9 protein-coding genes are annotated in these 12,515 nt (G+C 72.4%); 6 read left to right on the top strand and 3 right to left on the bottom strand.

The genetic code is table 11. From position 1 onward, the window contains the following. Positions 1–104 precede the first annotated feature (104 nt). Positions 105–2,270 carry a RecQ family ATP-dependent DNA helicase gene (locus QPK52_RS06220; RefSeq protein WP_410536019.1) on the bottom strand — a complete coding sequence of 722 codons (2,166 nt, stop codon included), beginning with the start codon at positions 2,268–2,270 and terminating at the stop codon, positions 105–107. A 163-nt stretch (positions 2,271–2,433) separates the two neighbouring features. Here QPK52_RS06220 and QPK52_RS06215 point away from each other — a divergent pair, with 163 nt between their 5' ends. The 4 genes from QPK52_RS06215 to QPK52_RS06200 all read left to right on the top strand — a co-directional run bounded on the left by QPK52_RS06215 (position 2,434) and on the right by QPK52_RS06200 (position 7,642). Beyond that, positions 2,434–3,603, top strand: coding sequence for a DUF4192 domain-containing protein (locus tag QPK52_RS06215; protein WP_410536018.1), 1,170 nt, complete (start codon positions 2,434–2,436; stop codon positions 3,601–3,603). 55 nt (positions 3,604–3,658) lie between these two features. Continuing rightward, entirely contained in the window at positions 3,659–4,414 is a 756-nt protein-coding gene (locus QPK52_RS06210) for an NUDIX hydrolase (RefSeq protein ID WP_410536017.1), read from the top strand. 293 nt (positions 4,415–4,707) lie between these two features. After that, on the top strand, positions 4,708–5,676 hold the full coding sequence (locus tag QPK52_RS06205) for a FadR/GntR family transcriptional regulator (RefSeq protein WP_410540228.1): 969 nt from the start codon (positions 4,708–4,710) through the stop codon (positions 5,674–5,676). Between the two features lie 388 nt (positions 5,677–6,064). After that, a complete protein-coding gene (locus tag QPK52_RS06200; protein ID WP_410536016.1) occupies positions 6,065–7,642 on the top strand; it encodes an RNA polymerase sigma factor in 1,578 nt (525 codons plus the stop codon). Positions 7,643–8,003: 361 nt separating this feature from the next. On the opposite strand, the gene QPK52_RS06195 is transcribed toward QPK52_RS06200, so the two are convergent. Further along, positions 8,004–8,234: a hypothetical protein gene (locus tag QPK52_RS06195; RefSeq protein ID WP_410536015.1), complete on the bottom strand. Its 231-nt coding sequence runs from the start codon at positions 8,232–8,234 to the stop codon at positions 8,004–8,006. Positions 8,235–8,705: 471 nt separating this feature from the next. On the opposite strand from QPK52_RS06195, the gene QPK52_RS06190 reads away from it, so the two are divergent. Then, positions 8,706–10,817 (top strand): type IIA DNA topoisomerase subunit B, encoded by a 2,112-nt coding sequence (locus QPK52_RS06190; RefSeq protein WP_410540227.1) that lies wholly within the window; start codon positions 8,706–8,708, stop codon positions 10,815–10,817. A gap of 239 nt (positions 10,818–11,056) precedes the next feature. Then, the gene (locus QPK52_RS06185; protein ID WP_410536014.1) at positions 11,057–11,497 is read left to right on the top strand and encodes a DUF485 domain-containing protein; all 441 of its coding nucleotides are present in this window, start codon (positions 11,057–11,059) and stop codon (positions 11,495–11,497) included. Between the two features lie 50 nt (positions 11,498–11,547). Here the strand turns inward: QPK52_RS06185 and QPK52_RS06180 are convergent, their stop codons facing one another. Continuing rightward, positions 11,548–12,459 (bottom strand): sucrase ferredoxin, encoded by a 912-nt coding sequence (locus QPK52_RS06180; protein WP_410536013.1) that lies wholly within the window; start codon positions 12,457–12,459, stop codon positions 11,548–11,550. Positions 12,460–12,515 lie beyond the last annotated feature (56 nt).

Below are 12,515 nucleotides of genomic sequence, written 5' to 3'. Positions count from 1 at the left end.
ACATCAATTCTCACGGGTGAACACGGTTGCGGCAATGGAACAAAGAGTCGCCCCGGTCACGCCGGAGCCTCCCGCGGCGGTGGGCGTGCGTACCGGCGGGCGGCTCAACCCCGTATGGCCAGCACCAGCGGCATCACCCCCTGGGCTCCGGCCCGGCGCAGCAGCCGCGCGGCCACGGCCAGGGTCCAGCCGGTCTCCGTGAAGTCGTCCACCAGCAGTACCGGGCCACCGGCCGCCGCGACCGCCTCCGCCAGCGGCTCGGGCACGGTCAGCGCGCCGTGCAGGGCCCGGAGGCGCTGCGCGCTGTTGCTGCGCGGAATACGGGTGTCCGACGCCGCGTCGGCGTACTCCACGGTGCCCAGCAGCGGTATCCGGCCGACCGCCGCGATCCGCTCCCCGAGAGACCTGATCAGCTGCGGCCGGGTCCGCGAGCTCATCGTCACCACCCCCACCGGGCGGGCCGGCGCGCCTTCCTCTCCGGAGGCCCAGCCGCCCGGCCCCCGCGCCCAGTCGGCGAGTACGGAGACCACGGCGCCGGCCACGTCGTCGGGCACCGGCCCGTCCTGCGAGGGCGACTCCAGCAGCGGGCGCAGCCGGTTGCCCCATCCGATGTCGGACAGCCGGCCCAGCGCCCTGCCGGGAGCCGCCTGCTCGCCCGGAGGGACACGGCCCTTGAGGTCCAGCCCGATCGCGGGCAGCCCCGTCGGCCACATCCTGCGGGGCTCCACCTCCACGCCGGGGCGCCCCAGTTCCCCCCGGGCGGCCTCCAGCGCCGCCGGATCGACATCGGCGCCGAAACGCGGGCCCGCGCAGTTGTCGCACCGCCCGCAGGGCGCCGCCTCCGTGTCGTCCAGCTGCCGCCGCAGGAACTCCATCCGGCACCCGGAGGTGGCGGCGTACTCCTTCATCGCACGCTGCTCGGCCTCCCGCTGCCGCGCCACCCAGGCGTACCGCTCGGCGTCGTAGGACCAGGGCTCTCCCGTGGAGACCCAGCCGCCGCGCACCCGCCGCACCGCCCCGTCCACGTCGAGCACCTTGAGCATCATCTCCAGCCGCGAGCGGCGCAGTTCCACCAGCGGTTCCAGAGCCGGCAGCGACAGTGGCCGGTCGGCCGACGCCAGCACGTCCAGGGTGCGCCGCACCTGTTCCTCCGGAGGAAAGGCCAGGGAGGAGAAGTACCGCCAGATCGCCTCGTCCTCAGGGCCGGGCAGCAGCAGCACCTCGGCGTGCTCCACACCGCGCCCGGCCCGGCCCACCTGCTGGTAGTAGGCGATGGGGGAGGAGGGGGAACCGAGGTGGACGACGAAGCCCAGGTCCGGCTTGTCGAAGCCCATGCCCAGCGCGGAGGTGGCCACCAGCGCCTTGACCCTGTTGCCGAGCAGGTCCGCCTCGGCTGCCTCCCGGTCGGCGTTCTCCGTCCGCCCGGTGTAGGAGGCCACCGTGTGCCCACGCTGCCGCAGGAACGCCGCGACCTCCTCGGCCGCCGAGACCGTCAGCGTGTAGACGATGCCGGAGCCCGGCAGCTCGTGGAGATGACCGTCGAGCCAGGCCAGCCGGTGTGCCGCATCCGGCAGGCGCAGCACCCCCAGGCTGAGGCTCTCACGGTCCAGCGGGCCGCGCAGCACCAGCGCGTCCGTCCCCGTCCCGCCGGTGCCCAGCTGCTCGGCCACGTCGGCCGTCACCCGCGCGTTGGCCGTCGCGGTGGTGGCCAGCACCGGGACGCCCGGGGGAAGCTCGGCGAGCATCGTCCGCAGCCGCCGGTAGTCGGGCCTGAAGTCATGGCCCCAGTCGGAGATGCAGTGCGCCTCGTCGACCACCAGCAGTCCGGTCGTGGCGGCCAGCTTCGGCAGGACCTGGTCACGGAAGTCGGGGTTGTTCAGGCGCTCCGGACTGACGAGCAGTACGTCGACCTCGCCCGCGGCCACCTCGGCGTGGACGGTGTCCCACTCCTCGGTGTTCGCGGAGTTGATCGTCCGGGCGCGCACGCCCGCCCGCTCCGCGGCCTCGACCTGGTTGCGCATCAGGGCCAGGAGCGGGGAGACGATCACGGTCGGCCCCTCACCGCGCTCGCGCAGCAGCGCCGTCGCCACGAAGTACACCGCCGACTTGCCCCAACCCGTGCGCTGGACCACCAAGGCCCGCCGGCGCTCCACCACCAGAGCCTCGACGGCCCGCCACTGGTCGGTGCGCAGCCTCGCCGTACCGGTGGTGTCGCCGGTCAGGCGGGCCAGTACGGCGTCGGCCGCGGCACGCAGATTCTCCTCGCTCATGCGTCCATGCAACCCGATGACACCGACACCGTGCGAACCGCCTGTGGACAACCAGACGTCCATACAGCCAATGTGATCATCGGTATATCGACATATATGCCTGTTGAGGCCGCCTGTGGACGGAGCCGCACGGCGCCCCGTCCGTCCGCGCCAATGTCGGGGCATGACACAGCACAGCGGATCCACCCGGCAGCCGTCCGCCACCACACAGGTCACCCTGCGCGGTCCGGCCGAGCTGATCGACTCCCTTCCCTACCTGCTCGGCTACCACCCCGACGACTCCATCGTCCTGGTCGGCCTCCACGGTCCGAGCGGCCGCTTCGGCGGCCGGCTCCGCGTGGGCATTCCCGCGCGGGAGGAGGGATGGCCCGGACTGGCCGAGCAGCTCGCCGACTGTCTGCGAGGCAGCGGCGTCCCGCGCGGTGACCGCCCCGACGCGGCACTCGCCTTCCTGTGCCAGGATCCCGCAGACGGCGAGAGCGGCCGGGCCGTCATGGAACGGCTCCGTCCTCTCGCCCAGCGGCTGCGGACCGCCTGCGGAGCGCTGGACATGCCGGTGTACGAGGCACTGTGCGTCTCCGACGGCCGCTACTGGTCCTACTGCTGCCCCGACGCCCGGTGCTGCCCCGCCGAGGGCACACCGCTGGGCGTTCCCGGCACCTCCGCCATGGCGGCCGCGGCGGCGTACGCAGGGCTGCGGGTGGAGGGCACGCTGAAGGAGATGACGGCCAGGCTCGCGCCGCTGGGTCCACCGGCCGCCGGACCGCAGGAGCAGGCCCTCGACATCGCGGGCACGGCCCTGGTGCCCCGGATGCTGGGCGAGGCCGACCGCGCGACGGTGCGTGCCGAGACCCTGGCGCTCGCCGGGCGGCTGCTCGACCGCTACCGGGACGCGGCGACGGCGGACCGGAGGGAGGGAGTGGCCGGAGCCGACGCCAGGGACGACCGCCTCCTCTCCCACGAGGAGGCCGCCACCGTGATCCTCGGCCTCCAGGACCGGATCACCCGGGACTGGGCCGCGGAGTGGATGGAGGGCGAGGACGCCGCCCCCGCGCTGCGGCTGTGGCGGGCGCTGGCCCGGCGGTGCGTCGGGGCCTACGCCGAGCACGCGGCGGCCCCGCTCACCCTGGCCGGCTGGGTCGCCTGGTCCGGTGGGGACGAGCCCGGCGCGCGTGTGGCGCTGGGCCGGGCACTGGAGCTGGATCCGGGGTATGTCTTCGCACGGCTGCTCCACGGCGCGTGCAACAGCGGGCTCGACCCCGAACCGTTGAGGCGGTGTCTGCGGAGGCAGCGGGCCGCGCGCGGCCTCGGAACCGCGGCGGTCCAGGGCTGACGGCGGAGCGGCGCGAGCCTCTGTTTATCGTCAGGCAGACGACTATGATCACGTCATGCCCTACGACCCGTCGGCCTTTCCCCCCTTCGCCGTCACCGTCGATCTGGTCGTGCTCACCGTGCGAAGGCACGCCCTGTGCGCGCTGGTCGTACGCCGGGGCGAACCTCCGTACCAGGGGCGGTGGGCACTGCCCGGAGGTTTCGTGCGCATCGACGAGGATCTCGGGGCCGCGGCCGCCCGCGAACTCACCGAGGAGACCGGACTGCGCGTCCAGGGGCCGGACGACCGGCACACCGGCGCCCATCTCGAACAGCTCGCCACCTATGGTGATCCGGGGCGGGACCCGCGGATGCGGGTGGTCAGCGTCGCCCATCTGGTACTGGCCCCCGACCTGCCCACCCCCACGGCCGGCGGCGACGCCGACAGCGTCCGCTGGGCGCCGGTGGACACCCTGCTGCCTTCCGGGGGCGGCCCGGACCGAAGCGGCGAGCAGCCCGCTCTGCTGGCCTTCGACCACTCCAGGATCCTCGCGGACGGGGTGGAGCGGGCCCGGTCGAAGATCGAGTACTCCTCGCTCGCCACCGCCTTCTGCCCGCCGGAGTTCACCGTGGGGGAACTGCGGCGGGTCTACGAAGCGGTGTGGGGCGTCGCACTCGACCCGAGGAACTTCCACCGCAAGGTCACCGGCACCCCGGGCTTCCTGGTGCCCACCGGCGGTACGACGACCCGTCAGGGCGGTCGGCCCGCACAGTTGTTCCGGGCCGGTGGCGCCACGGTGCTGAACCCGCCGATGCTGCGCCCGGAGGTCTGAGGGGGGAAGGGGGCCGGATTCCCGTCCTCCCCCGGAGCGGCGCTTGACCCGCAGACCCTTCCGTCGACGAGCCGGCACGCCTCTCACCAGCGGATCCGGGGCCATCAGTGGTCCCGCGCCGCCACAGGTGCGCGCCATCTGCCGCATATGCCCGATCGGAAGACCGTTTCTTTCCGATAAGGCGTCAATCGCGAGGAGACCACTGATCACCCTTTCGTGTGCTTTTCACCAAAGCCCTCAAGGCCGTCCGGAGCACCGCCGACAAAGGATGCGTGACTACCCTTGCGCACACCATGATGACCTCGGCTCGCTCCGCCGACTCCGGCCTCACGGGTTCGGGCGAGCCGGACCGTTACGCCTATGCCGAGTCGACCGGCGCGACCCGTGCCACCACCGTCCCCGCGTGGGACGGCGGCGAAGCGGACATGGCCCGGGCCGGACGACGTGCCGCCGGAAGCCGGGGGCGCGGGCTGCACGGCCAACTCGTACAGCAACTGGGACAGATGATCGTCTCCGGAGACCTCGGCGCCGACCGTCCCCTCGTACCCGAGGAGATCGGCCAGCGATTCGAGGTGTCGCGCACCGTCGTCCGAGAGTCGCTCCGGGTCCTCGAGGCCAAGGGCCTGGTCAGTGCCCGCCCCAATGTCGGAACGCGGGTCCGGCCGGTCAGCGACTGGAACCTCCTCGACCCCGACATCATCGAGTGGCGCGCCTTCGGCCCGCAGCGCGATGACCAGCGCCGCGAGCTGTGCGAGCTGCGCTGGGCCATCGAGCCGCTGGCCGCCCGCCTCGCCGCGGACCGCAGCGGCGACGAGGTGCAGCAGCGACTCGCGGACATGGTCGAGATCATGGGCCACACACTCGCCCAGGGCGACACCCTGACCTTCTCCCGGGCCGACGCCGAGTTCCACGCCCTGCTCCTGCAGGCCGCAGGCAACCGGATGCTGGAGCACCTCTCCGGCATCGTCGGCGCGGCTCTCCAGGTCTCCGGGGCGCCCGCCGCCGGATGTGAGCGTCCCACTGAGGCGTCCCTGGCGCACCATCGCAGGATCGCCGAAGCCGTAGCCTCCGGGGAGGCGGCCGCCGCGGAGAACGCGGTGCGCCAGCTGCTCGCGGTCCCCTCCGAGGTGGCCGTCCCCGCGATGCCCGGTGCGCCCGCTCCGGCCGCCCCCGTCGTGCCCTCCGACGCCCAGGCCTCCGCTGCGGCTCCGGCCGCGGGCGGCGGCTCCGACCACGTGGTGCCGGCGCCCCGCGAGCACTGACGTCCGGTACCGGCCGCACCGGCACGGTGTCGCCGGATCCCGCCCGGCGGGGTCCGGCGACGTCCTTCCGGCCGGTTCGCCCGCTTCCGCGGCGCCGACCCGCGGCGCCGACCACCCCGGGCCGCGGCCGGTGATAAGTCCCCGTATGGGGATCTCTGTCCTTCTATGTCATGTGACCCGGGACACTCCGGTTGGGCGTAACGCTTCGCGTGGCAGCGCGATGACTCAAGAGGTGGCAGCTACCGGGGGAATACGGACGCCGCATCCGGCGCTGTAGTCTCCCCTGTCGCTCCGCCCGAGCCGCCGGTCATCCCCGCCGGGGCTTGCAGGTCCCGGATCCCCTCGTGGGCGGGGCCGAAGCCGTTTCCATCGTTCCGAGAGGTTGTTCGTGTCGGCCAGCACATCCCGTACGCTCCCTGCGGAGATCGCCGAGTCCGCGTCTGTGATGGCGCTCATTGAGCGGGGAAAGGCCGAGGGGCAGATCGCCGGCGACGATGTGCGTCGGGCCTTCGAGGCCGACCAGATTCCGCCGACCCAGTGGAAGAACGTCCTGCGCAGTCTCAACCAGATCCTCGATGAGGAGGGTGTGACGCTGATGGTGAGTGCCGCGGAGGCCCCCAAGCGCACCCGGAAGAGCGTCGCAGCGAAGGCCCCGGCCAAACGCACCGCGACCAAGACGGTCGCCGCCAAGAAGACCGCCGTCAGGAAGGCCGCTCCGGCCGCCGCCTCCGAGGACCCCGCCGAGGACGCGGAAGGGACCGCCGAGGAGACCGCGGCCAAGCCCGCCAAGAAGACCGCCGCCAAGAAGGCGCCCGCGAAGAAGGCCGCGGCCAAGAAGACCGCGGCCAAGAAGGCGCCCGCGAAGAAGACCGCCGCCAAGAAGGCGGACGTCGACGAGCTGCTCGAGGGCGAAGAGGACGCCATCGACGAGCCTCCGATCAAGGGCGGCAAGGTCGCCGAGGACCCCGCGGCGGAGCCCAAGGGCGAGAACGAGGGTTTCGTCCTGTCCGACGAGGACGAGGACGACGCCCCCGCCCAGCAGGTCGCCGCGGCGGGCGCCACCGCCGACCCGGTCAAGGACTACCTCAAGCAGATCGGCAAGGTCCCCCTGCTCAACGCCGAGCAGGAGGTCGAGCTGGCCAAGCGCATCGAGGCCGGTCTCTTCGCCGAGGACAAGCTCGCCAACAGCGACAAGATCGCCCCCAAGCTCAAGCGCGAGCTGGAGATCATCGCCGAGGACGGCCGCCGGGCCAAGAACCACCTCCTGGAGGCCAACCTCCGTCTGGTGGTCTCGCTGGCCAAGCGCTACACCGGCCGGGGCATGCTCTTCCTGGACCTGATCCAGGAGGGCAACCTGGGCCTGATCCGCGCGGTCGAGAAGTTCGACTACACCAAGGGCTACAAGTTCTCGACCTACGCGACCTGGTGGATCCGCCAGGCCATCACCCGCGCCATGGCCGACCAGGCGCGCACCATCCGCATTCCGGTGCACATGGTCGAGGTGATCAACAAGCTCGCGCGCGTCCAGCGCCAGATGCTTCAGGACCTGGGCCGCGAGCCCACTCCGGAGGAGCTGGCCAAGGAACTCGACATGACCCCGGAGAAGGTCGTCGAGGTCCAGAAGTACGGTCGCGAGCCGATCTCCCTGCACACCCCGCTGGGCGAGGACGGCGACAGCGAGTTCGGTGACCTCATCGAGGACTCCGAGGCGGTCGTCCCGGCCGACGCGGTCAGCTTCACGCTCCTGCAGGAGCAGCTCCACTCCGTGCTCGACACGCTCAGCGAGCGCGAGGCCGGCGTGGTCTCGATGCGCTTCGGCCTCACCGACGGCCAGCCCAAGACGCTGGACGAGATCGGCAAGGTCTACGGCGTGACCCGCGAGCGGATCCGCCAGATCGAGTCCAAGACGATGTCGAAGCTGCGCCACCCCTCCCGTTCACAGGTTCTGCGGGACTACCTCGACTGACCCATCGGGTCCGTCCGCGGATGCCGGAGGGCCCGGAACCCCGCAGCGGGGTTCCGGGCCCTCCGGCATCCGTGCCGTGGCACGCGGGTGCGGGCGGTTCTCCGGATGCGGAAGTAGCCCGCATGGCTCACCCTGGGGTGAGGGCGGGGACGATCGCAGGCTCAGGGAGGTCCCATGCGCCTGTCTCCCGGCGTGCGGGAGCCCTCGTGCCCTCCCCGTCACGCCGCTGCCCGCCGCGCCCGCCTGTGCCCGGATACGGCAAACGGGCGACCGCCCCGCGAGGGGGCGACCGCCCGTGGCGTCCGGCCCTGGGCCGGTCCGAGCTCGTCGGATGGGGACGCGTTCGCCGTCGGTCGGCAGGTCAGTGCTCGCCGCCACCCGCCGTCGCGGGGGTGGCGTTGAGCCGTTCGGTCTCGTCCTGTATCTCCGCAGCGATCTTCTTGAGTTCCGGCTCGAACTTGCGGCCGTGGTGGGCGCAGAACAGCAGCTCTCCACCGCTGACGAGCACAACACGCAGGTATGCCTGGGCGCCGCAACGGTCGCAGCGGTCAGCGGCCGTCAGCGGGCTCGCGGGGGTCAGAACAGTAGTCACGTCGCCTCTTCTCTAGCTCGACGAGCTGTCGTACCAGGGTCAACATCCAACCAGGCCGAAAACGTTCCCGCTCGTGGCTTTTCCTCGAAAATCTCTGTGTGAGGTGGCTGACATGTTGCCGGTTGGCGGCGAATGAGCCGTTTACAGAGATGTGTTGATCTTTGTCGTCTTCATGTTGTGTGTTCGGTTGTCTCCTCCGGCGCCGGTCTCGCCGGTGTCGTTCCAGAGGACGTGCCCGGAGCCTAGATGGTTCATGCCCGGAAGGGAACGTGATGTACACGTCACCCGGACGAGTTATCGAACGTTTGGTCGACGCTGGTTTAGCATGGGCCTTCTCCTGGGTGGCTTCACCTTGGCTCTCCATGGCCTCGGTACCCTCTGACCCGCAAGACAGCCATCCCCAGCGAAATTCAGCGAGGAGCGAACCGCGTGACCGCCGAGACTCCCCTGGCCTCCGGCAGGGGAAACCCCATGCCGTCCACCGCCCTGCTCACGGGCGCGGACCGTGACGGTTCCAACTACACCGCGCGGCACCTGCTCGTCCTCGAGGGGCTGGAGGCGGTGCGCAAGCGGCCCGGCATGTACATCGGCTCCACCGACAGCCGCGGCCTCATGCACTGCCTCTGGGAGATCATCGACAACTCGGTCGACGAGGCCCTCGGAGGGCACTGCGACCACATCGAGGTCATCCTCCGGGAGGACGGCTCCGTCGAGGTGCAGGACAACGGCCGCGGCATCCCCGTCGACATCGAGCCCAAGACGGGGCTGTCGGGCGTCGAGGTCGTGATGACCAAACTGCACGCCGGCGGAAAGTTCGGAGGCGGCTCGTACGCGGCCTCCGGCGGTCTGCACGGCGTCGGCGCGTCCGTCGTCAACGCCCTGTCCGCCCGCCTCGACGTCGAGGTCGACCGCGACGGCCGCACGCACTCCGTCAGCTTCCGGCGCGGCGTCCCGGGCATCTTCACCGAGTCCGGCCCGGACGCCCCCTTCGACCCGACGAGCGGCCTGCGCAAGGGCAAGAAGATCCCCAAGGCCCGTACCGGCACCCGTGTGCGGTACTGGGCCGACCGCCAGATCTTCCTCAAGGACGCCAGGCTCTCCCTGGAGAACCTGCACGCACGTGCCCGCCAGACCGCCTTCCTGGTGCCCGGCCTGACGATCGTCGTCCGCGACGAGCGCGGGCTCGACGGCGCGTCGCCCGGGAAGCCCGAGGAGGAGGTCTTCCACTACGACGGCGGCATCAGCGAGTTCTGCGAGTACCTCGCCCCGGACCGGCCGCTGTGCGACGTGCTGCGCCTGACGGGCCAGGGCACCTTCAAGGAGACCGTCCCGGTCCTGGACGAGCGCGGCCACATGATCCCCACCGAGGTCACCCGCGAGCTGGGCGTGGACGTCGCGCTGCGCTGGGGGACGGGGTACGACACCACGGTCAGGTCGTTCGTCAACATCATCGCCACCCCCAAGGGCGGCACCCATGTCGCCGGCTTCGAGCGCGCGGTCACCCGCACGGTGAACGAGGTGCTGCGCTCCACCAAGCTGCTGCGCGTCGCCGAGGACGACATCGTCAAGGACGACGCCCTGGAGGGCATGACGGCGGTCGTCACCGTGCGCCTGGCCGAGCCGCAGTTCGAGGGGCAGACCAAGGAGGTGCTGGGCACCTCGGCCGCCTCCCGGATCGTCGCCCAGGTGGTCTCCAAGGAACTCAAGGCCTTTCTGACCTCCACCAAGCGCGACGCCAGGCAGCAGGCCCGCTCGGTGCTGGAGAAGGCCGTGGCCGCGGCCCGCACCCGCATCGCCGCCCGCCAGCACAAGGAGGCCCAGCGCCGCAAGACCGCGCTGGAGTCCTCCGCCCTGCCGGCCAAGCTCGCCGACTGCCGCAGCGACGACGTCGAGCGCAGCGAGCTGTTCATCGTCGAGGGCGACTCGGCACTCGGCACCGCCAAACTCGCCCGGAACTCCGAGTTCCAGGCGCTGCTGCCGATCCGCGGCAAGATCCTCAACGTCCAGAAGTCGTCCGTCTCCGACATGCTGAAGAACGCCGAGTGCGGCGCGATCATCCAGGTCATAGGGGCGGGCTCCGGCCGGACGTTCGACATCGACCAGGCCCGCTACGGCAAGGTCATCTTCCTGGCCGACGCCGACGTCGACGGCGCGCACATCCGCTGCCTGCTGCTGACGCTCTTCCAGCGCTACATGAGGCCGATGGTCGAGCAGGGCCGGGTCTTCTCGGCGGTGCCGCCGCTGCACCGGATCGAACTGATCAATCCCCGGCGGGGCCAGGCGAAGTACATCTACACCTACTCCGACAACGAGCTGCGCCAGACCCTGCTGGAGCTGCAGGGCAGGGGAATCCGCTTCAAGGACTCCATCCAGCGATACAAGGGCCTGGGCGAGATGGACGCCGACCAGCTCGCGGAGACGACGATGGATCCGCGCCACCGCACCCTGCGGCGCATCAACATCAGCGACCTGGAGGCCGCCGAGAAGACCTTCGACCTGCTGATGGGCAACGAGGTCGCGCCGCGCAAGGAGTTCATCACCACCTCCGCGGCCACCCTGGACCGCTCCCGGATCGACGTCTGACCCGCGGAGTCCCGGGCCTTCCGCCGCCTTCGCCGCGCCTCCGCCCCCGGCCCGCCCGGGGGCGGAGGCGCGGCGCGGCTCTTTCGGCCCAGGTCACGACCCCGATCCAGGTCACGGCCCGGGCGTCCGGCGGCCAGGCCCGCCGGGGGCGCGGGAGCGGATCGGTGAATCCTCCCCTGAAAGGGTGAAGAGTCCGGATTGGTCTGCCGCGGGGCCCGGGGCCCTGCCCATCCTGGGACATGCGGATCGACGACCCCTGGCACGACACCCTCGCCTCCGGCTGGGGGGAGGAGCACGGCGCCACCGCGGCGCCCTTCCCCCGGCGGGCCGCTCCCGGCACGGCGGCCGCCACCGCCGCCCGCCCCCGCGGAGCCGCCCTCCGGGGGACGCGCGGCCGCCACCGCCGCCTCGTCCTGTCCGCCGGCGCCGCCCTCCTCGCCTGCCACCTGGCGTATCTGGTCGCGGTCACCGCCGTGCCCGCCGTTATGGGCCGGACGCTGGGCGGCGGCCCCGTCACGGCGGGCACGGCCGCCGGGTTCGCGCAGTTCGCCGCCGTCTGCCTGCTGGTCCGGGCGTACGCCCGCCACACGCGTTTGCCCCGGGACGGTCGCGTGGAGGTCTCCGGGCCGTGCCGGTGCGGACACGAACCGTTCCGCGCGGCGGGCACGGCGGCCCGGTGACCGGCGCGCGGCCGGGCCGCCGTGCCCCGCCGCGGCCCCGGGGGTGCGGGTCAGAGCGGGGTCACGTCCACGGCCGTCATGCGGGGCTGTACGGCGGGGACGGCCCCGCAGCTCGCGGCCACGGGCGGGACGCCGGTGTCCTCGGCGACCGTGACACGCCAGGAGCGGCCGTCGTCGTGGGCCACCGTGACGCTCCACCGCGGGGCGGCACCCGTAGTGCCGGTGACCGCCAGGGCGTCGGCGCCCGCCTCGCCCGTCAGCTCGCGCACCGCCAGATCGGCGGCCTGGCCCGGCCGCTCCCAGGCGGACCGGCCCCGGCAGCCGTCGGTGGCGATCCGGCCGCGCCGCAGCTCGTCCAGCACGCCCTTGACGGCGTGGCCCCCCAGCCTGCCGTACACGTAGCCGTACGGCAGGACCAGCAGGGTGGGGGCGAAGCGATGGCCACCGATGTGGGTGGTCTCCCACACCTCGCAGGTCCCTGAGGCCGCCAGTTCGGCTGCCAGCGGGCGGCCCAGGGTGGCGCAGCAGCGGTCGCGCCTGCCGTTGGTGCACACCAGGGCCAGGGGATCGCCGCCGTACGGCTCCCACAGCCCGCCGTGGTCGCCCGCGCCCAGCGAGGTCATGGCGGCCGCGTCGAGGCCGTACAGCTCGTCCGGGCCGGTGAGCAGGGCGGTACGCACCCAGGACCGGCCGGGGAGGGTGTGGGCGAGGTAGACGCGGCGGAGGGCGGGCCCGTGGCGGTCCGGATGGCGGCCGGGGCGGCGGATCAGCGCGACCCGTACGCCGGTGCCGTCGGCGGCCCGCTCCAGCGCGCGGCCGAGCACCGGGTCGAGGCGGCTGTCGGTGAGGGCCTTGGCCCCCCAGGGCCCGGGCTGCTCGACCAGCAGCCACGTCCGGGCGGTCGCGGCGGTGGCGGCCGGCGGTTCGGCCAGCGCTCGGGAGGCGGTCGAACAGGTGCTCACACAGGGGAGCCTAACCGCTCGCGCCCGGGGAGTCCCGCCGACGGAACGGTGAGGCC

The organism is Streptomyces sp. KL2 (assembly GCF_046529545.1).
GTDB classification, from domain to species: Bacteria; Actinomycetota; Actinomycetes; order Streptomycetales; family Streptomycetaceae; genus Streptomyces; species Streptomyces radiopugnans.
The sequence above is the reverse complement of the archived record's forward strand: the minus strand, read 5'-3'. Positions and strand labels throughout refer to the sequence as shown.